Source organism: Thauera sp. 2A1, assembly GCF_009469595.2.
GTDB lineage: Bacteria > Pseudomonadota > Gammaproteobacteria > Burkholderiales > Rhodocyclaceae > Thauera.
Window position 1 is genome coordinate 122,347 of the sequence record NZ_SSXV01000002.1, and the last position, 20,328, is coordinate 142,674.

A 20,328-nucleotide genomic window follows, 5' to 3' on the forward strand; every position below is an offset into this window, starting at 1 on the left:
TCGCGGGCGATCGCACGTGGCGAAGGCCGACCACACGCACGTGGATCGCGCTTCAAGCCGCACTGCGCAGCCCCGATGACAGACGTCAGCACATCGGCAAAAGTTTCATCTCATGCCGGTGATGCTGGCGTCAAGGCTGGATGGGCGCGCAAGTCTCACGCGCGCATCCGACTTTGCGGCCGTGCAGGCTCAGTTGTCGGGGTGTTCGGTCGGTACGTTGCCGGCTTCGGGCTCGAGCGGGGGCGGCACCCGGCTGGCGAGGACCTTGTCGATGCGCTTGCCATCGAGGTCGACCACTTCCAGGCGCCAGTCGTCCCACACGGTGATGTCGCCGGTGTGCGGCAGGCGGCCGAGCAGCCACATGACCATGCCGGACAGCGTGTGATAGCGGCCGCGTTCTTCCTCGGGCACGGTCTTCAGGCCCAGGCGGTCCTTGAGCTCGGGAACCGGAATCAGCCCGTCGAGCAGCCAGGAACCATCTTCGCGCTGCACCGCCCAGGCTTCTTCCAGGCTGTGTGGCTGGAATTCGCCGGTCACGGCCTCGAGCACGTCCTGCAGCGTCACCATGCCCTGGACCTCGCCGTACTCGTCGATGACGAACACCGTATGTGTGCTCGAGGCTCGGAACTGCTCCAACAGCTCCATGCCGGTGAGCGATTCCGGTACGAACACCGGCATCTGCAACTGATGCGTGAGGTCGGCCTTACCGCCTTTCAGCGTCTGGTTGAAGAGCTGCTTGGAGGAGATGATGCCGAGGATCTCGTCGAGACCGCCGCGGCACACCGGGAAGCGCGAGTGGTTCGATTCGGCCATGCGCGCGAGGTTCTCGTCGAGCGGGCGGGTGGTGTCCAGCCACACGATGTCCGAGCGCGGCACCATCAGCGAGCCGATCTGGCGGTCATCCAGGCGGAACACGTTGCGCACCATCTCGTGCTCGCTCTTCTCGATGATGCCGGCTTCCGAGCCTTCCTCGAGCAGGGCGTGAATCTCCTCCTCGGTGACGCTGGGGCCGCTCTCGTCGCGCTTGCCCATCAGCTTGAGCAGCATGCCGGTCGACCAGGTCAGCAGCCGCACGAAGGGGCGCGACGCGATGGACAGCGCGTTCATCGGCCGCGCCACCAGGCGGGCGATGCCTTCCGGGTTGATCTGGCCGATGCGCTTGGGCACCAGCTCGCCGACGACGATCGACACGTAGGTGATCACCATCACGACCAGCACGGTGGAGACGACACCGCTGAGATCCTCGGCCATGCCGAGGTGCTGCATCCAGCGCGCGAACGGCGCGGCAAGTGCGGCCTCGCCGACGATGCCGTTGAGGATGCCGATTGAGGTGATGCCGATCTGGATGGTGGAGAGGAAGCGGGTGGGCTCTTCACCCAGCTTGATGGCTACTGCGGCCGCCACGTCGCCGTCTTCGGCGAGGCGTGCGAGTCGGGCCCTGCGTGCGGTGACGAGGGCGATTTCTGACATGGCGAAGAGGCCATTGACGATGATCAGTGCGATCAGGACGACTATTTCCATGGCGCGGAGCGCACTCGGCCCCGCTGCTCCTTCTTTTTGTTTCGACAGCAGAAATCATGCCCGACATGAGGTTCGCTGTCATCCATCTTTGCGCAAATCCTCGTCATGGAACGCCGCTACCGCATGAACGATGGCTTTTCTGCTGCACGCGGTACAATGGCGGCCATTTTTCGCTGAGAACGGCTGGATGAAAACCACCTTTCTGGATTTCGAACAGGCAATCGCCGAGCTCGACGCCAAGATCGAGCAGTTGCGCTTCGTGCAGGACGACTCCGCGGTCGACATCTCCGAGGAAATCAACCGCCTCGAGGCCAAGAGCCAGTCACTGACCAAGGATCTTTACGCCAAGCTCACGCCCTGGCAGATCGCGCAGGTGGCGCGCCATCCGCAGCGCCCCTACACGCTGGATTACGTGCAGCACATGTTCACCGACTTCGACGAACTGCACGGTGACCGCAGCTACGCCGATGACAAGGCCATCGTCGGCGGGCTGGCGCGTTTCAATGGGCAGAGCTGCGTCGTGATCGGCCACCAGAAGGGGCGCGACACCAAGGAAAAGATCTCGCGCAATTTCGGCATGCCGCGACCCGAGGGCTATCGAAAGGCGATGCGCCTGATGAAGCTCGCCGAGAAGTTCGGCCTTCCGGTGTTCACCTTCGTCGACACGCCCGGCGCCTATCCCGGCATCGGCGCCGAGGAGCGCGGCCAGTCCGAGGCCATCGGCCACAGCCTCTATCTGATGGCCGAGCTGAAGGTGCCGCTGATCTGCACCATCATCGGCGAAGGCGGTTCCGGTGGCGCGCTGGCGATCGCGGTGGGCGACCAGGTGCTGATGTTGCAATACTCGACCTATTCCGTGATCTCGCCCGAAGGCTGCGCCTCCATCCTGTGGAAGAGCGCGGACAAGGCCGCCGAAGCCGCCGAGACGATGGGCATCACCGCGGCGCGCCTGAAGTCGCTCGGCCTCATCGACAAGATCGTCAACGAGCCGGTGGGCGGCGCGCACCGTGACCACCGCGCCATGGCCACCTCGCTCAAGCGTGCGCTGTCCGAGGCGCTGCGCCAGGTGGATGCGCTGTCGCCAGCCGAGCTGGTCACGCAGCGCATCGACAAGCTGATGGGTTATGGCCGCTTCAAGGAGCAGGCCGCCTGAGGTGACCGGTCCGGTCGCCGGCGTGCTGGCCCAAGCCGGCGTGGCTGCCGGCTGCCGGGTGTGCTGCTGCCTTTCGGGCGGCGTCGATTCGGTCGTCCTGCTGCATCGCCTGTGCGAGTTGCGCCACGGACTGGATTTTGTGCTCAGCGCGGCCCACGTCCACCACGGGCTCAGCGCGAACGCCGACGACTGGCTCGCGTTCTGCAGTGAATTGTGCGCACGGCTGGAAGTGCCTTTCGTCTCCTTTCGCGTCGACGTACGGCGCGATCACCCCCAGGGCATCGAAGCGGCGGCGCGCGAAGCGCGCCATGCCGCGCTGGCGGAGATGGATTGTGACTGGCTGGCCTTCGGTCATCATCAGGACGATCAGGCCGAAACCCTGCTGTTCCGCCTCTTTCGCGGCGCGGGAGTGCGTGGCGCCGCGGCGATGGCGGCGGTGGAGCTGCCGTCGGCCGGACGTGCCGGGCGCCTGAGGCCGCTGCTCGGCCTGCGCCGCGCGCAGATCGAAGCCTGGGCGCGAGCGCACGCGCTTGCCTGGGTGGAAGACGAGAGCAACGCCGATCGCCGTTTCGCCCGCAACGACATCCGCCATCGCATCGTCCCGGCTGTCGAACAGGCTTTTCCTGGCGCCGTGCCGGCGCTGGCGCGCGCAGCGGAGCATTTCCACGAGGCTGCGGGCCTGCTCGACCAACTCGCCCGACAGGACGAGGCTGCATGCGGGGGGGCGACGCTCGATGGTGCGGCGCTGCTGCGCCTGGACGATGCCCGCATTGCCAACCTGTTGCGCTGGCAGATGCGGCAGCTCGGCGTTGCAGCGCCGGCGCGCAGCCGGCTTGCCGAGGCGCTGCGCCAGTTGCGCGCAACGCAGGCGCAGCGGCCGCTGCGTCTTGCTCTCGGCGCGCTCGCCTGCTGCGTGTATCGCGGACGCGTGTGGCTGGAGCGCGCCGCGCTTGCCGGGGCCCCGGCGCCACAGTCCTGGTGCGGCGAATCGCACCTGCCGTGGGCGGGCGGCCTGGTCGACTTCGAGCCTGGCGTCGGCCGCGGGCTTTCGCGCGCGATGCTGGAGCGCGCGACGAGCGTGCGGGTGGCCGCGCGCGTGCCGGGCATGCATCTTCGCCTGGCGGGGGACCGGCCGCGCCGCAGCCTCAAGAATCTGTGCCAGGAGGCCGGCATTCCGGCCTGGCTGCGCGAACGCTTGCCGGTGCTGGAAATCGACGGCGTCCCGGCGTGGGTCGGCGGCATCGGTGTTGCGGTCGATTTTGCCTGCAAGCCCGGTGAGTCCGGCATCGAGCCGGTGTGGCGCGAACGTAGCTGAGCGCCCGCCTCAACCGCGCAGCGTGGTCAGCATCTGCGCCAGTTCCACCGCCGAGCGCACGTGCATCTTCTCGAACACCCGCGAGCGATGTGCTTCCACCGTGCGCATGGAGATGGACAGGCGGTCGGCGATGACCTTGTTGTAGAGCCCCTCGAGGATCAGCTCCATGACCTCGCGCTCGCGCGCGCTCAGCGTCGCGAGGCGGGCCTCGATCGTATCGCGGTCGGCGGTGGCGCGCTGGCGCGCGTTGTCGTGGGCGATGGCCTTCTCCACGAGTGCCGCGAGGTCGAGGTCGTTGAAAGGCTTCTCGATGAAATCGAAGGCGCCTTTCTTCAGCGCCGACACGGCCATCGGCACGTCGCCGTGGCCGGTAATGAAGATCACCGGCATCGCGTTGCCGCGCGCGTTCAGGGCGTCGAAGCACTCCAGGCCGCTCATGCCCGTCATGCGGATGTCGAGCACGATGCAGCCGCGCCAGTCGGGTTGCCATTCGGCAAGGAACTCCTCGCCGCCCGGCCAGGGCCGGCAGGGCACGTCGCGCGTCTTGAACAGCCAGGCGAGCGCGTCGCGGATGGCCTCGTCGTCGTCGACGATGTGGGCGATGGCGGTGCTCATGCGGGCTCCACGGGAAGCGTGAGGATGAAGATGGTGCCGCCCTCGGGATTCGGCTCGAAGCTCAGGCGGCCATGGTGCAGTTCCGCAATCGAGCGGCAGATGTTGAGGCCCATGCCCATGCCCTCGGCCTTGGTCGTGTAGAAGGGCTGGAACAGCCGTTCGGCGATCTCGGGCGCGATGCCGGGCCCGCGGTCGGCAACGCGGATGGTGACATGCTTGCCGTCCGAGCGGGTGCCGATGCGGATCACCGGGCGCTCGGCGGCGGCGGCCTGCATCGCATCCATGCCGTTTCGCACCAGGTTCACCACGACCTGTTCGATCATCACCGCGTCGGCCTCGACGGCCGGCAGGTCAGGCGCGAGCTCGGTGACGACCTGCATGCCGCGCTTGCGCATGTCGGCCTCCAGCAGCCCCACCGCATCGCGGATCACCACATTGAGGTCCAGCGGTTCGCGCTTGGGTTCGGCGCGGCGCACGAAGTCGTGCACGCGGCGGATGATCTCGCCCGCGCGCCGCGCCTGGCGGCCGATCTTCTCGTGGATCTCGACCAGTTCGTCGCGGTCGGCCTCGGCCGTCTTCAGGCGGTTGATGCAGCCGCTGTTGTAGGTTGCGATGGCGGCGAGCGGCTGGTTCAGCTCGTGCGCCAGCGTGGAGGCCATCTCGCCCATCGTCACCAGGCGCGAGGTGGCCTGCAGGCGCTCCTGCTGCTGGCGGGCGAGCTCGCGTGCGCGCTTGCGCTCGGTGATGTCCAGCACCGAACCCATCCAGCCGGTGTGGCGGCCTTGCGCGTCGATGAGTGGCGCCTCGAAGACCAGCACGTCGAGCACCTCGCCGTTCTTGCGCCGCAACTGTACTTCGGTGCCCCCGGGCGCGGAGCCGCTGGTGAGGATCTGCCGGTGCAGTTCGTAGGTCTGCTCGAGGTGCTCCGGATCCCAGTACGGCATCGGCGCCTTGTGGCCGAGCAGTTCATCCGCCGTATAGCCGGTCATCTGGCAGAAGGCAGGATTCACGTAGGTGAGGCGGCCCTCGCGGTCGCGCGCGCGCATGCCGGTGATCATCGAATCCTCCATCGCCTTGCGGTAGGCGGACTCTTCGCGCAGCGCGGATTCGGCTGCCTGGCGGCGTGCGAGCTGGCGGCGCAACTGCCACACGCTCCACACGATGATCACACCGAACAACACGATGGCGCCGCCGAGCAGCATCATCACCCAGCGGGTTTCGGTCTTGTAGGCGGTCACCTGCAGGGTGAGGCCGTGGCCGGGGGGATCCAGGGGCGTGGTGTAGCTGACCTGCGCGGCCACCGGCGCGATCTTCGACCGCGCCGCGATTTCGTGGCCATCGGCATCGAGCACGGCGACCCGGTAGCGCTCGGCGAACCACCACGGAAGCTCGCGCACGATCAGCTTGGGCAGCGAATACACGCCGACGACCACGCCCTGCAGACCGTGATCGGTCCATACCGGAACATGCACTTCGAAGCGGTAGTCGTCGTCGGCCGCGCGGTAGACGGGGCCGTACACCGGCTGATCGCCGCCGCGTGCAAGGGCAAAGGTCAGCGCCTCCGCAGACCCTGCCGGCGACGCGTAGGTTCCGGCGTCGTCGGCGTGCGGCGGCAGCGCGCCGACGACGCGCTGGTCGGGTGACAGCCAGGTGACGCGAACGAAGCCGCGTTCGGCGCTCAGCAGATGGCGCAGTTGCGCCTCGATCGGCGGTGTCAGCGGACCGCCGCCGAGAAGTTCGGGGCCGAGCTGTTGCAGGCTGGTCTCGTTGCGGTCGAGCTGGAAGCGCAGGTTCTGCTCCATCCACAGCACGTCGCTGATCAGTGTTGCCTGTTGTTCGTCGGCATCGTGCTGGCGCGTCAGCCACACCAGCGCCGCGATCGCGCTGAGGAACAGGGCGAGGGCGATGTAGGGCAGGCGGCTGAGCCAGCGCGCGCGGGCGGGCGGTTCGACAGGAATGTTCGCCATTGCGGTCTGGCTCAGTGGCGGGCGCCGTCTGAGTCGCCGCTGGCGTTGTGGACGTCCACAATAGTCAGCCGCAAATCGCGCGGCTGATACTCGACGCGTGCCGTGCCGCGAGCGCCCGAAAACGCCCTCCCTGTGCGGCTCCCCGGCTGCCCGGCGATCCCTTTCCCGATGCGGGCGCGGAATACCAATGAGGCAAACGCCTGCAATGACGGAGGAGGCATCATGATGAAGATTCGCACACTTTTGGTTGGCCTGATCGCGGTCGGGTTGTCGGCGGCAGCCGTGGCGGCCGAGCCCATCGTGATCAAGTTCAGCCACGTGGTGGCCAACGACACGCCCAAGGGCAAGGGCGCCGAGAAGTTCAAGGAACTCGCGGAAAAATACACCGCTGGTGCGGTCAAGGTCGAGGTCTATCCCAACAGCACGCTGTACAAGGACCGGGAAGAGCTGGAGGCCTTGCAACTGGGTGCCGTGCAGTTGCTTGCACCGTCGCTCGCCAAGTTCGGCCCGCTGGGCGTGAAGGAGTTCGAGGTCTTCGACCTGCCCTACATCTTCGATGGCTACGACGACCTGCACAAGGTGACCTACGGCGCGGTGGGCAAGCAGCTCTTCACCAAGCTCGAAGGCAAGGGCATCAAGGGACTGGCCTACTGGGACAACGGTTTCAAGTCCTTCTCCGCCAACACGCCGATCAGAACGCCGGAGGATCTGAAGGGCAAGAAGATGCGCATCCAGTCGTCCAAGGTGCTCGAGGAGCAGATGCGCGAGCTGAAGGCACTGCCGCAGGTGATGGCCTTCTCCGAGGTGTACCGGGCGCTGCAGACCGGCGTGGTCGACGGCACCGAGAACCCGATCTCCAACCTCTACACGCAAAAGATGTACGAGGTGCAGAAGTACCTGGCGCTGACCGATCACGGTTACCTCGGCTACGCGGTGATCACCAACAAGAAGTTCTGGGACGGCCTTCCCGCCAACGTGCGCACCCAGCTCGACAGGGCGATGCAGGAATCCACCGAGTACGCCAACAAGATCGCCAAGGACGAGAACGACAAGGCGCTCGAAGTCGTTCGCGCCTCGGGCAGGACTCAGGTCACCAAGCTCACCGACGCCGAGCGCATGGCTTTCAAGAAGGCGCTGGTGCCGGTGCATAAGAAGATGGAGTCGCGCATCGGCGTCGAGCTGATCCAGTCCATCTACAAGGAAACCGGCTTCGATCCCTCGCGGCTCTGATTCTTCGCTCCACTCCGCTTGATGCCCGCCGATTGCCTGTGCGCGTGCGGGCTTCTTTTCTTGCAGGATGCTTTCATGCTGAGATTTCTCGATCATCTGGAGGAATGGCTGATCACCTTCCACATGGGCGCGGCAACGCTGATCATCTTCGTGTCGGTGGGGCACCGCTACGGATCCGGTCTGGATATCCCGGCGTTGTAGGACTGGCTGCCGGGAATCAACCTGGGTTGGGCGCAGGAACTGACCATCATCATGTTCCTGTGGATGGCCAAGTTCGGCGCCGCCTACGGGGTGCGCACCGGCATCCAGGTCGGAGTCGAAGTGCTCATCAACCGGCTCTCGGAACGCAACCGGGCCAAGTTCATCGTCATCGGCCTGGCGGCGGGCGCGCTGTTCACCGGCATCTTCACGCCGACCGAAGCGGCGGCCATGAGCGCGGTGTATGCGTTCTTCGTGGCGGTGTTCGTGTACCGGGACCTGGGCATGAAGAACGTGCCCAAGGTGCTGCTGAACTCGGCCAACATGAGCGCGATGCTGCTGTGCATCATCACCAACGCGGTGCTGTTCTCCTTCCTGCTCACGCACGAGAACATCCCGCAGGCAATGGCCGCCCTCATGATCGGCACCGGCGCGGGGGTGATCGGCTTCCTGATCATGGCCAACATCCTGATGCTGATCGCGGGCAACTTCATGGAGCCGTCGTCGATCGTGCTGATGCTGGCGCCCATCCTGTTCCCGATCGCCATCAAGCTCGGCATCGATCCGGTGCACTTCGGCATCACCAAGATGGGCACCACCGAGCTCACCGTGGCGGTGTGGCCCTGGCTGCTGTCGATGCTGGTGTTCCTGGTAGTGGTCACCTATGTGCCGGTGATCTCGCTGTGGCTACCGCGCACGCTCGGCATGACGTAGCTCCGGCGTGTGCGCTGGACCGAACGAAACCCGGCGAGCGCCGGGCTTCGTTCGTCTGCCGCGTGTTTCGCCGTGTTTCGTGACCGTCAGGCAGCGAGGCGCTCGGGTAGAATCGCGCGATTTCTTCCCGCGGACGCTTCATGGAATTCCTGGCTTTCTTCGTCGATCTCGTGCTGCACGTGGATCGACATCTCGCCGAACTGCTGGCGAACTACGGCAACTGGATCTACGCGATCCTGTTCCTGATCGTGTTCTGCGAGACCGGCCTGGTGGTCACGCCCTTTCTGCCGGGTGACTCGCTGCTGTTCGTCGCCGGTGCGCTGGCGGCCGGCGGCGGCATGGATCCGGCGATCCTGATCGGCGTGCTGTTCGCTGCCGCGGTGCTCGGCGATTCGCTCAACTACACCATCGGCCGCCGCTTCGGCGGCCGCATCTCGCAGTGGCCCGACAGCCGCTTCTTCAACCGTCGCGCACTGGAGAAGACGCACGAGTTCTACGAGCGCCACGGCGGCAAGACCATCATCATCGCCCGCTTCATGCCCATCATCCGCACCTTCGCGCCCTTCGTCGCGGGGATGGCGACGATGGACTATCGCCGCTTCCTCGCCTTCAACGTGCTCGGCGCGGCGCTGTGGGTGGCGCCGCTGGTGATGGCCGGCTACTGGTTCGGCAATCTTCCCATCGTCAAGAACAATTTGAGCCTGGTGATCTTCGGCATCATCGCGCTGTCACTGATGCCGCTCGTCATCGGCTGGTTGCGCCACCGCAACGAGGCGTCCCGCGCCGGGGTCTGAAGCCGGTGGCCGTCCGGTCAACGGGCGGACAGCAAAACCTGTTAAAATCCAACGTTTTCCCAAACACTGCCCGGAGTTTTCCATGGCCATCGAACGCACCCTGTCCATCATCAAGCCCGACGCCGTCGCCAAGAACGTGATCGGCCAGATCTACTCGCGCTTTGAGGCCGCCGGCCTGAAGATCATCGCAGCCAGGATGGTGCACCTGTCCGAGCAGGAAGCCGGCCAGTTCTACGCGGTGCACAAGGAGCGCCCGTTCTACAAGGATCTGGTGTCCTTCATGACCTCGGGCCCGGTGATGATCCAGTGCCTCGAAGGCGAGAACGCCATCGCCAAGAACCGCGAGCTGATGGGCGCCACCGACCCGAAGAAGGCCGACAAGGGCACCATCCGCGCCGACTTCGCCGACAGCATCGACGCCAACGCGGTGCACGGCTCCGACGCCCCCGAGACGGCTGCGGTGGAAGTGGCCTTCTTCTTCCCGGGCATGAACGTTTATTCCCGCTGAACGGTCAATTCGGGCGGCCCGTCGCGTGCATCCCGCGGTGCCCTGGCGCCGCGGGATGCACGCACGGGCCGTTTGCATTACGGTTCAGACGCTGCAGCAGGTGAAGATTCAGGCATGAGCACATCCAATCCGGTCAATCTGCTCGATTTCGACGTCGACGGTCTCGTCGCCTGGTTCGCCGGGCTGGGCGAGAAGCCGTTCCGCGCGCGCCAGGTGATGCGCTGGATGCATCACGAGGGCTGCGACGATTTCGATGCGATGACCGACGTCGCCAAGTCGCTGCGCGCCAAGTTGAAGGAGATCGCGGTGATCCGCCCGCCGGTGCCGGTGCGCGATTCGATCTCCACCGACGGCACGCGCAAGTGGCTGCTCGACGTGGGTAACGCCAATGCGGTCGAGACCGTGTTCATCCCCGAAACCAACCGCGGCACGCTGTGCGTGTCCTCGCAGGCGGGGTGCGCGCTCGATTGCGCGTTCTGCTCCACCGGCAAGCAGGGCTTCAACCGCAACCTGAGTGCGGCCGAGATCATCGGCCAGTTGTGGCTGGCCAACAAACTTCTGGGCGCGGCCGGAGATGCCGCCACCGACCTCGACGCGGGCGAGCAGGACAACGGCCGCATCATCAGCAATGTGGTGATGATGGGCATGGGCGAACCGCTGGCGAATCTCGACAACGTCGTCACCGCATTGCGCCTGATGCTCGACGACCACGCCTACGGCCTGTCGCGGCGTCGCGTCACGGTGTCGACCTCGGGCATCGTGCCGGCGATGGACCGCCTGCGCGACGAGTGCCCGGTGGCGCTCGCTGTGTCGCTGCACGCCTCCAACGACGCGCTGCGCGACCGCCTGGTGCCGATCAACCAGAAGTACCCGTTGCGCGAGCTGATGGCGGCTTGCCAGCGCTACCTCGAGCGTGCGCCGCGCGACTTCGTGACATTCGAGTACGTCATGCTCGACGGCGTCAATGACAGCGACGCGCATGCGCGCGAGCTCGTCGCGCTGGTCCGCGACGTGCCCTGCAAGTTCAACCTGATTCCATTCAATCCCTTCCCGAATTCCGGTTTCCTGCGCTCGGCGGCGGATCGCATCCGCCGCTTTGCCGGTATCCTGATTGACGCTGGCATTGTCACCACCACGCGCAAGACGCGCGGCGACGATGTCGATGCGGCCTGCGGCCAGCTCGCTGGCCAGGTCCAGGACAAGACCCGGCGCGTCGTGCGCCTGAAACAGGACATGGAGATGCGTCGATGATGCGCAAGGCGGCAATGCTGTGCGCGGCGATCGCGGCCGCGCTGCTTGCGGGGTGCGCCACCGTGCCGGGCTCGGGAGGCGCCGAGCCGACCAGCATGGGGCGCCCGCTCGCCGACCAGTCTCCGGTGGGCGAGGCGGAGACGCGCGCCCGCAACCACGTCGACCTCGCCATGGCCTACTTCGAGCTGGGGCGCTTCGACGTCGCGCTCGACGAGGCTCAGGTCGCGATGAACAACTTCGCCGGGTATGCCCCGGCCTATCACGTGACGGGTCTCGTTTACATGATGCTGGGCGAGACGGCGGCCGCGCGGGCGAACTTCGAGCAAGCCTTGCGCGCTGCGCCGGGCGACCCCGACTTCAACAATAGCTACGGCTGGTTCCTGTGCACCCAGGGGCAGGAGCGCGACGGGCTGGTGCGGCTTTCGGCAGCAGCGCGCAATCCCTATAACCGCTATGCGGCACGTCCGCTGACAAATGCCGGGCTGTGCCACCTGCGGCTGAATGAAGTGGCGGCGGCCGAACAGCAGTTCCTGCGCGCCCTCGAGCTCGATGCGCAGAATGGCCAGGCCATGCTGCAGCTTGCCGAGATCGCCTATCGCCGTGGCGACTATGAGTTGGCGCGCAGCCGGCTGGTGCGGCTGCACCAGCAGATGTCGCCGACCGCCGAGTCGGTGTGGCTGGGCCTGCGCACCGAGCGCCGGCTTGGGAACCGCGAGGCGGCGGCGAGCTATGAATCGCAGTTGCGCGGGCGTTTCGGCGATTCGCCCGAGTTCCAATCCTTGATGCAAGGGAAGTACGAGTGAGCAGCATGCAGGTCGATTCCGCGTCCCCGCCGACCATCGAAGGGGGCGCCCTCTCTGCCGGCGCACGTTTGCGCCAGGTGCGCGAGATGCGGGGCGAGTCCATCAACGAAGTGTCGCTGGCGCTGAAGCTGGCTCCGCGCCAGGTCGAGGCGCTCGAAAGCGGGCGTTACGAGGCCCTGCCGGGGCTGGCCTTCGTGCGCGGCTTCATGCGCAACTACGCGCGCTACCTGAACCTCGATCCCGCGCCGCTGCTCGCCGACGTGGACGCGGCGCTGGGCAACACGCAGGTCGACCTGTCGCCGGTCAGCAATGCGGCAGGGGATCTACCCGTGGGCGGGCGCCGACGCGCCAGCGCCGCGCCGGCGGGCATCATCGCCGCGGTACTGCTCGTCGCCGTGCTCGGCGGCTGGTATTTCGACTGGTTCGATACTGCGCCGCCGCCACAGATGGCCGAGGTGAGCGTGCCGCCGTTCGCCCCAGGGGCCACGCCGGAGGCAGGTGCTACGCCGACGGTGGCCGACGCGCCCGCGTCGTCCGCCATGCCTGTTACAGCGGCCCCCGTATCCGTGCCGCCCGCGCCTCCGATCGCCGCAGCGACGGCTCCTGACACCGCAGTGATGCCGGCTGTGCCGGCCGTCGCGGCCGCGGTGTCCGTCGCGGCTGAGCCGGCGGCCGAAGCGGTGGCGGCTGGAGTGAGCCAGCTCGCATTCCGCTTTGCAGGCCAGTCGTGGATGGAGGTGCGCGATGCATCCGGTGGGATCGTCTATTCCGGCACCAGCACGCCCGGCAGCACGCGCAACGTGCAGGGGCGTCCGCCCTTCGCCCTGGTCATCGGCAATGCTGCGCAGGTGAGCATGGAGCGCGACGGCCAGCCGGTGGATCTGGCGCCGCACATCAAGGGCACGGTCGCGCGCCTGAAACTGCAATGATGGACAGCTCAATGACGAACGATGGTTTTCTGGCGGGCCCGTCTCCGCGGCGGCTCACGCGACAGGTAAGGATCGGCCGCGTGCGTGTCGGCGGGGGTGCGCCGGTGGTGGTGCAGTCGATGACCAACACCGACACCGCCGACGTGCTGGGCACCGCGATGCAGGTGGCCGAACTCGCGCGCGCGGGCTCGGAAGTCGTGCGCATCACCGTGAACAACGAGGAAGCGGCGCGCGCGGTGCCGCACATCCGCGACCGCCTGCTGGCGCTCAACATGGATGTGCCGCTGGTGGGCGACTTCCACTACAACGGCCACACGCTGCTGGCGAAGTATCCGGCCTGCGCCGAGGCGCTCGCCAAGCTGCGCATCAACCCCGGCAACGTCGGCGCCGGCAGCAAGCGCGATCCGCAGTTCGCCGCCATCGTCGACATCGCCTGCAGGTACGACAAGCCGGTGCGCATCGGCGTGAACTGGGGCAGCCTGGACCAATCGGTGCTCGCCCGCATCATGGACGAGAACGCGACGCTGGCCGAGCCGCGCGACGCCGGTGCAGTGATGCGCGAAGCGCTGGTCGTGTCGGCGCTGGAGTCCGCGGCCAAGGCGGAGGAGTACGGCCTGCCGGGCGACCGCATCATCCTGTCGGCCAAGGTGTCGAGCGTGCAGGACCTGATCGCGGTGTATCGCGATCTCGCCCGGCGCTGCGACTATCCGCTGCACCTCGGCCTCACCGAGGCCGGCATGGGCAGCAAGGGCATCGTCGCATCCACCGCGGCGCTGGCGGTGCTGCTGCAGGAAGGCATCGGCGACACGATCCGCATCTCGCTCACGCCCGAACCCGGCGGCAGCCGCACGCAGGAAGTGGTGGTTGCGCAAGAGATCCTGCAGACGATGGGCCTGCGCGCGTTCACGCCCATGGTCACCGCCTGCCCGGGCTGCGGGCGCACCACCAGCACCTACTTCCAGGAGCTGGCGTCCGGCATCCAGGACTACGTTCGTGCACAGATGCCGGTCTGGCGCGAGCAGTATGACGGCGTCGAGAACATGACACTGGCGGTGATGGGCTGCATCGTCAATGGCCCCGGCGAGAGCAAGCATGCCAACATCGGCATCTCGCTGCCGGGTACCGGCGAGACACCGGCGGCGCCGGTGTTCGTGGATGGCGTCAAGACGGTCACGCTGCGCGGCGACAACATCGCCGCCGAGTTCCGCGCCATCGTCGACGACTACGTGGCCACCAGGTATGTGAAGAAGGTGGGCTGAGCACCGCCCGCAACGACAACGCGATCACACAAGACGTATCACTGATGAGTCAGACATTGCAGGCCGTGCGCGGGATGAACGACATCCTGCCCGACGAGGCCGAGATCTGGGAACACTTCGAGGACATCGTGCGCGACTGGCTGCGCAGCTACGGCTACCGCCCGATCCGCATGCCCATCGTCGAGCCGACGCCGCTGTTCAAGCGCGCCATCGGCGAAGTCACCGACATTGTCGAGAAGGAGATGTATTCCTTCGAGGACGCGCTGAACGGCGAGCACCTGACGCTGCGCCCCGAAGGCACCGCATCCTGCGTGCGCGCTGCCATCCAGCACAACCTGGTGGCCGGCCACGGGCCGCAGCGCCTCTACTACCAGGGGCCGATGTTCCGCCACGAGCGTCCGCAGAAGGGTCGCTATCGGCAGTTCCACCAGATCGGCGTGGAGGCGCTGGGCTTCGACGGCCCCGACATCGATGCCGAGCACATCCTGATGTGCGCGCGGTTGTGGGAGGTGCTCGGCCTCGAGGACGTGTCGCTCGAGCTGAATTCACTCGGCTCGGCGGAGGAGCGCGCCGCCCACCGCGCGGCGCTCATCGCCTATCTGGAGCAGCACCGCGAGCGCCTGGACGAGGACGGCAAGCGCCGCCTCTACACCAACCCGCTGCGCATCCTGGACACCAAGAACCCCGAATTGCAGGCCATCGTCGAAGCCGCGCCGCGCCTGGCCGATTACCTTGGCGAAGAGTCGCGCGCGCACTTCGATGCCGTGCAGCTCTTCCTCAAGGACGCAGGCATTCCCTACCGCATCAACCATCGCCTGGTGCGCGGCCTGGACTACTACAACCGCACCGTGTTCGAGTGGGTCACCACGCGACTGGGTGCGCAGGGCACGGTGTGTGCGGGCGGTCGCTATGACGGCCTCGTCGCGCAGCTCGGCGGCAAGCCGCAACCGGCGGCAGGTTTCGCGATGGGGGTGGAGCGCCTGCTCGCGCTGTGGCGCGAGAGCGGCGCAGAGCCCGAGCGCGCCATTCCCGACGTGTATGTCGTGCACATGGGGGCCGCGGCGCAGCGCCTCGCTTTCCGCGCGGCCGAGACCGTGCGCGAGCACGGTTTCGACGCGGTGCTGCATTGCGGTGGCGGCAGCTTCAAGTCGCAAATGAAGCGGGCTGACGGTAGCGGTGCCGCGGTGGCGCTGGTGATCGGCGAGGACGAGGCGGCCGCGGGCGAGGTCGGCATCAAGCCGTTGCGCGGGCCTGGGGCGCAGCAACGCGTGACGCTCGAGGCCCTGCCCGAGACGCTGGCGATGCTGATGTTCAGCGAAGAAGACGAAGACGAAGACGATTTTGACGAGGGGGCGCGCGATGGCGGTGTATGACCTGGAGGAACAGGAACAGATTTCCGAACTCAAGGCGTGGTGGACGCAGTACGGCAACCTGGTGACGACGCTGGCCACGATCGCAGCCCTGGCGGCGGTGGGCTGGCAGGGCTGGCAGTGGTACCAGAACCGCAACGCGGCCGAGGCCAGCGCCATGTATTTCGCGGTCGAGCAGGCGGTGGAACGGCAGGACGCGCAGCGCGCGCGTGACGCAGCCGGCCAGCTCATCGACAAGCAGGGCGGCACCACCTACGCTCAGCTCGGCGCCCTGCTGGCGGCGGGCCTGCAGTTCGACAAGGGCGAACTCGACAACGCCCGCCTGCAGCTCGAGTGGGCGGCCGACAAGGGCAAGGATCCGGCATTGCGCGATCTCGCGCGCCTGCGCCTTGCGGCAGTGCTGCTGCAGAAGGGCGAGCTCGACGGCGCGCTGGCGAAGCTTGAGCCCGCCCCCGTCGCCGCTTACAAGGCGCGCTTTGCCGACCTGCGCGGCGATGTGCTTGCCGCGCAAGGCAAGCCGGCCGAAGCGCGCGCGGCCTACCAGGCCGCGATCGATGCCTTGTCAGCGGGCGACGGGCAGGGGACGACCTTGCGCGAAGTGGTGCGCCTGAAACTTGAATCCCTCGAGGGCTGATCGATGAAACCCTTCATGCTGCGTGCCGTTCCTGTGGTGGCCGCGATCGTGCTGGCCACCGGATGCTCGTCCCTGTCATCCCTCAATCCTTTTGCCAGCAGCGCCCCCAAGCCTGCACCTCTGGTCGATTTCAAGCCCACGGCGAAGATCGTGCCGGTGTGGGAAGCGAACATCGGCAAGGCGGGCAATTATGTCTTCCAGCCCGCAGTGGTGGGTGACACGGTCTATGCGGCGGCGCGCAATGGTGACGTCGCCCGCTTCGAGAACGGGCGGGCGGTGTGGCGCGTGCGCGCGCCCGAGCTCTCCGCCGGCGTGGGTGCGGATGCCGCGCTGGCAGTGGTGGTGACGGTGGACGGCAAGGTCGTCGCGTTCGACGCGCAGACCGGCAAGGAGCGCTGGCGCAGCGCCATCGGCGCCGAGGTGCTGGCCCCGCCGGCGGTGAGCGGTGACGTCGTCGTCGTGCGCACTTCCGATCATCGCCTGTTCGCCCTCAATGCCGGCGATGGCGGGCGGCGCTGGGTGTACACGCGCAGCAACCCGTCGCTCGCCCTGCGCAGCCATGCCGGCGTCGTGATCGAGGGCGGCGTGGTGCTGGCCGGTTTTCCCGGTGGCAAGCTGGGCGTGATCAGCCTCGCCAACGGTGGCGCGATCACCGAGCTGACGGTCGCCGCGCCGCGTGGCGCGACCGAGCTCGAGCGTGTGGCGGATGTGGTCGGCACGCCGATCACGACGCGGCGTGAAGTGTGCGCAGTGGCCTACCAGGGGCGCGCGGCCTGCTTCGACGCAGGCAATGGCAACGCCCTGTGGTCGCGCGAGATCTCGAGCAGCGTGGGGATGGATCGCGACACCCGCTTTGCGGTGATCACCGACGATCGCGACGCGGTGAACGCGCTCGACGTCTACAGCGGTGCCAGCGCATGGAAGCAGGATGGTCTGGCGCGGCGCGGCGTGACGCGCCCGCTGCTGGTCGGCGACAACGTCGTCGTGGGGGATGCGCAGGGCTTCGTTCATGTGCTGGCACGCGACTCGGGCGCGTTCGCGGCACGTGACCGTGCCGACAGCAGCGCCATCGTCGCTGCCCCGCGTGCGCAGGGCACCGGTTTCGTGGTGCAGAGCCTGGACGGCCGCATCACCGCTTATGAATTGCGCTGAGGCGAAGATCCCGTCGTGAAACCCACCATCGTCCTCGTCGGCAGGCCCAATGTCGGCAAGTCGACCCTGTTCAACCGGCTCACCCGCACGCGGGATGCGCTCGTCGCCGATCAGCCGGGCCTGACCCGCGACCGCCACTACGGCATCGGCCGCGTCGGCGACCGTGAATACCTGGTGGTCGATACGGCCGGCTTCGATCCCGTCGCCAAGGACGGCATCATGCACGAGATGGCACGCCAGGCCGAGCAGGCAATTGCCGAGGCCGACGTGCTGATGTTCCTCGTCGATGGCCGTGCAGGACGCACCCCGCACGACGAGCAGATCGCCGCGCGGCTGCGTCGCGCGGGGCGTCCGGTGCATGTCGTCGTCAACAAGGCCGAGGGCCTGGATCGCGCCACCGTCGCGGCCGATTTCCACGCGCTCGGGTTCGGCGACCCTCTGGCGGTTTCGGCCGCGCATGGCGACGGCGTGAAGCAGCTCGTCGAGCTGGTGCTGGCGCCCTTCGCGCATGACGAGGAAGCCGCGGGCACGGAGGACGAAGGCCCCCGGGTGGCCATCGTCGGCCGTCCCAACGTGGGCAAGTCCACGCTGGTCAACACGCTGCTCGGCGAGGAGCGCGTGATCGCCTTCGACATGCCGGGCACGACGCGTGACGCGATCTCCATCCCCTTCGAGCGTGGCGGCAAGCGCTACACGCTCATCGACACCGCCGGCCTGCGGCGGCGCGGCAAGGTCTTCGAGGCCATCGAGAAATTCTCGGTGATCAAGACCCTGCAGGCCATCCAGGAGGCCAACGTGGTCGTGCTGGTGCTCGATGCTGCGCAGGACATCTCGGAGCAGGACGCACACATCGCCGGCTTCGTGCTGGAGGCCGGTCGCGCGCTGGTGGTGGCGATCAACAAATGGGACGCGGTGGACGATTACCGGCGCGAACGGCTCAAGCTCGACGTTTCGCGCAAGCTCGCGTTCCTGTCTTTTGCCCGCTTCCACGAGATTTCCGCCCTCAAGTCGTCGGGCATCGGCCCCTTGCTGAAGTCGGTCGATGCGGCCTATGCGGCGGCGACCGCCAACCTGGCGACGCCGCGCCTGACGCGCGCGCTGCAGGCCGCCGTCGCACGCCAGGCGCCGCCGCGCAGCGGTCTGGCGCGGCCCAAGCTGCGCTATGCGCACCAGGGCGGCATGAATCCGCCGGTCATCGTGATCCACGGCAACGCGCTCGACGACATCCCCGCCTCGTACGTGCGCTATCTCGAGCGCAGCTTCATGGAGGTGTTCAAGCTGCAGGGCACGCCCTTGCGGATTCAGTTCCGGACCACGCAAAATCCGTTCGCGGCCAGACCCTGATGGCGGCAGGGTAAAAAGGCAACATCCACACCGGGATTCGTTGCATACTGCACATGTTGCGGCGCAGCAAATACTCCGCTAGATTCATATAAACATAATTAAAGAGGTTCCACGATGAGCAACAAAGGGCAACTACTACAAGACCCGTTTCTGAACACGCTGCGCCGGGAGCACATCCCGGTCTCCATCTATCTGGTGAATGGCATCAAGCTGCAGGGCCAGGTCGAGTCTTTCGATCAGTACGTCGTGCTGTTGAAGAACACCGTGACGCAGATGGTGTACAAGCACGCCATCTCGACCGTCGTGCCGGCCCGTCCGGTGGTGATCCAGCAGGACAGCGGCGAGGGCGCCAACTGATCGCGCCGGTGGCGGTGACCGGCCGCGCACGCTTGCGCGCGGAGGGCGGTGATGTTTGAGCGTCCGGCCAATGGCGAGCGCGCCGTCCTCGTGCAACTCGACCTCGGTCAGGACGCGATCGAGGAGCGTCTTTCCGAACTGAAGCTCCTCGCCACCAGCGCGGGCGCGAGCATCGAGGCGGTGGTGCAGGGGCGGCGGGCGGCGCCCGATCCGAAACTGTTCGCCGGCAGCGGCAAGGTGCAGGAGATCGGCGAGGCCCTGCGGGCTCATGGCGCCGACATCGTCATCTTCAATCATGCGCTGTCGCCCGCGCAGCAGCGCAACCTCGAGCGCGAGCTGCAGTGCATGGTCATCGACCGCACCGCGCTCATCCTGGACATCTTTGCGCAGCGCGCGCGCAGCCACGAGGGCAAGCTGCAGGTCGAGCTGGCCCAGTTGCAGCACCTGGCGACCCGGCTCGTGCGCGGCTGGACCCACCTTGAGCGCCAGAAGGGCGGCATTGGCCTGCGTGGTCCGGGCGAAAAGCAGCTCGAGACCGACCGCCGCCTGCTCGGCAACCGCGTCAAGCTGCTGAAGTCCCGGCTCGCCCAGATCGAGAAACAGCGCAAGGTCAGGCGCCGTGCGCGGGAACGCCGCGACGTATTGTCTGTCTCTCTCGTCGGCTACACCAACGCAGGCAAGTCGACGCTGTTCAACGCGTTGACGAAAGCGGGAGCCTACGCGGCCGACCAGCTTTTCGCGACACTGGACACGACGTCGCGTCGGCTGTTCGTCGATGGCGAGAATGTCGTGCTGTCGGACACCGTCGGCTTCATCCGAGACCTGCCGCACGCGCTGGTGGCCGCCTTCCAGGCAACCCTGGAGGAAACCGCCGAAGCCGACCTGCTGCTGCACGTCGTCGATTCGGCGAGCGAGGATCGCGACGCGCAGATTCAGGCGGTGAATGAGGTGCTGGCGGAGATCGGCGCGGCCGACGTGCCGCAGATCCTGGTGTGGAACAAGATCGACCTCACCCACGCCCGGCCGGCGGTCGAGAGGGGTGACTGTGATAAACTCAGGCGCGTTTTTTTGAGCGCCAGAACAGGCGAAGGCCTTGATTTGCTGCGGTCGGTGCTTGCCGAAGTAGCCCGGGCCGCAAAGAGTGAAGATGCCGGACGAATGTCCGCACCGAGCGACGACGGAATTTCAGTTCAAACGTGATGACAGGCGTTCTC

At 66.9% G+C, this 20,328-nt stretch carries 19 protein-coding genes and 1 pseudogene; 17 read left to right on the plus strand and 3 right to left on the minus strand.

The genetic code is table 11. From position 1 onward, the window contains the following. Positions 1-189: 189 nt before the first annotated feature. A complete protein-coding gene (locus tag GH664_RS02640) occupies positions 190-1,521 on the minus strand; it encodes a hemolysin family protein (protein ID WP_153166600.1) in 1,332 nt (443 codons plus the stop codon). 187 nt (positions 1,522-1,708) lie between these two features. Between GH664_RS02640 and GH664_RS02645 the strand changes: the two genes are divergently transcribed. Further along, positions 1,709-2,674, plus strand: coding sequence for an acetyl-CoA carboxylase carboxyltransferase subunit alpha (locus GH664_RS02645; protein ID WP_153166601.1), 966 nt, complete (start codon positions 1,709-1,711; stop codon positions 2,672-2,674). Between the two features lies 1 nt (position 2,675). After that, positions 2,676-3,989 carry a tRNA lysidine(34) synthetase TilS gene (gene tilS, locus GH664_RS02650; protein WP_228111350.1) on the plus strand — a complete coding sequence of 438 codons (1,314 nt, stop codon included), beginning with the start codon at positions 2,676-2,678 and terminating at the stop codon, positions 3,987-3,989. Positions 3,990-3,998: 9 nt separating this feature from the next. On the opposite strand, the gene GH664_RS02655 is transcribed toward tilS, so the two are convergent. Together GH664_RS02655 and GH664_RS02660 are read right to left on the minus strand one after the other, a co-directional pair. After that, entirely contained in the window at positions 3,999-4,604 is a 606-nt protein-coding gene (locus tag GH664_RS02655) for a response regulator transcription factor (protein WP_153166603.1), read from the minus strand. Beyond that, positions 4,601-6,571, minus strand: a complete 1,971-nt coding sequence (locus GH664_RS02660) for a PAS domain S-box protein (RefSeq protein WP_153166604.1) — start codon at positions 6,569-6,571, stop codon at positions 4,601-4,603. Before GH664_RS02660 ends, GH664_RS02655 begins: the two co-directional genes overlap by 4 nt. 225 nt (positions 6,572-6,796) lie before the next feature. On the opposite strand from GH664_RS02660, the gene GH664_RS02665 reads away from it, so the two are divergent. From GH664_RS02665 to hflX, 15 genes and pseudogenes are all read left to right on the plus strand, one after another. Beyond that, positions 6,797-7,801 carry a TRAP transporter substrate-binding protein gene (locus GH664_RS02665; RefSeq protein WP_153166762.1) on the plus strand — a complete coding sequence of 335 codons (1,005 nt, stop codon included), beginning with the start codon at positions 6,797-6,799 and terminating at the stop codon, positions 7,799-7,801. A 75-nt stretch (positions 7,802-7,876) separates the two neighbouring features. Further along, positions 7,877-8,002 carry a hypothetical protein gene (locus GH664_RS02670; protein ID WP_255424898.1) on the plus strand — a complete coding sequence of 42 codons (126 nt, stop codon included), beginning with the start codon at positions 7,877-7,879 and terminating at the stop codon, positions 8,000-8,002. A 162-nt stretch (positions 8,003-8,164) separates the two neighbouring features. Beyond that, positions 8,165-8,713: pseudogene (locus tag GH664_RS02675) on the plus strand (TRAP transporter large permease subunit); the annotation flags it as partial. A 140-nt stretch (positions 8,714-8,853) separates the two neighbouring features. Continuing rightward, positions 8,854-9,507: a DedA family protein gene (locus GH664_RS02680; protein WP_153166605.1), complete on the plus strand. Its 654-nt coding sequence runs from the start codon at positions 8,854-8,856 to the stop codon at positions 9,505-9,507. An 82-nt stretch (positions 9,508-9,589) separates the two neighbouring features. Next, positions 9,590-10,015, plus strand: a complete 426-nt coding sequence (gene ndk / locus GH664_RS02685; protein WP_153166606.1) for a nucleoside-diphosphate kinase — start codon at positions 9,590-9,592, stop codon at positions 10,013-10,015. Between the two features lie 114 nt (positions 10,016-10,129). After that, a complete protein-coding gene (gene rlmN / locus GH664_RS02690) occupies positions 10,130-11,266 on the plus strand; it encodes a 23S rRNA (adenine(2503)-C(2))-methyltransferase RlmN (protein WP_153166607.1) in 1,137 nt (378 codons plus the stop codon). Beyond that, a complete protein-coding gene (pilW, locus tag GH664_RS02695) occupies positions 11,263-12,069 on the plus strand; it encodes a type IV pilus biogenesis/stability protein PilW (protein WP_153166608.1) in 807 nt (268 codons plus the stop codon). The genes rlmN and pilW overlap by 4 nt, the downstream gene beginning before the upstream one ends. A 5-nt stretch (positions 12,070-12,074) precedes the next feature. Then, positions 12,075-12,998 (plus strand): RodZ domain-containing protein, encoded by a 924-nt coding sequence (locus GH664_RS02700; protein WP_153166609.1) that lies wholly within the window; start codon positions 12,075-12,077, stop codon positions 12,996-12,998. A gap of 11 nt (positions 12,999-13,009) precedes the next feature. Then, positions 13,010-14,257 carry a flavodoxin-dependent (E)-4-hydroxy-3-methylbut-2-enyl-diphosphate synthase gene (ispG, locus tag GH664_RS02705; RefSeq protein WP_153166610.1) on the plus strand — a complete coding sequence of 416 codons (1,248 nt, stop codon included), beginning with the start codon at positions 13,010-13,012 and terminating at the stop codon, positions 14,255-14,257. A gap of 44 nt (positions 14,258-14,301) precedes the next feature. Then, a complete protein-coding gene (gene hisS / locus GH664_RS02710) occupies positions 14,302-15,630 on the plus strand; it encodes a histidine--tRNA ligase (protein WP_153166611.1) in 1,329 nt (442 codons plus the stop codon). After that, positions 15,617-16,261 carry a tetratricopeptide repeat protein gene (locus tag GH664_RS02715; RefSeq protein WP_153166612.1) on the plus strand — a complete coding sequence of 215 codons (645 nt, stop codon included), beginning with the start codon at positions 15,617-15,619 and terminating at the stop codon, positions 16,259-16,261. Before hisS ends, GH664_RS02715 begins: the two co-directional genes overlap by 14 nt. A gap of 3 nt (positions 16,262-16,264) precedes the next feature. Beyond that, positions 16,265-17,413: an outer membrane protein assembly factor BamB gene (gene bamB / locus GH664_RS02720; protein ID WP_153166613.1), complete on the plus strand. Its 1,149-nt coding sequence runs from the start codon at positions 16,265-16,267 to the stop codon at positions 17,411-17,413. Between the two features lie 15 nt (positions 17,414-17,428). Then, positions 17,429-18,757, plus strand: coding sequence for a ribosome biogenesis GTPase Der (der, locus tag GH664_RS02725; RefSeq protein ID WP_153166614.1), 1,329 nt, complete (start codon positions 17,429-17,431; stop codon positions 18,755-18,757). Positions 18,758-18,871: 114 nt separating this feature from the next. Beyond that, the gene (gene hfq, locus GH664_RS02730; RefSeq protein WP_153166615.1) at positions 18,872-19,114 is read left to right on the plus strand and encodes an RNA chaperone Hfq; all 243 of its coding nucleotides are present in this window, start codon (positions 18,872-18,874) and stop codon (positions 19,112-19,114) included. Between the two features lie 51 nt (positions 19,115-19,165). Then, on the plus strand, positions 19,166-20,314 hold the full coding sequence (hflX, locus tag GH664_RS02735) for a ribosome rescue GTPase HflX (RefSeq protein WP_153166616.1): 1,149 nt from the start codon (positions 19,166-19,168) through the stop codon (positions 20,312-20,314). The last annotated feature ends 14 nt before the right edge of the window (positions 20,315-20,328 follow it).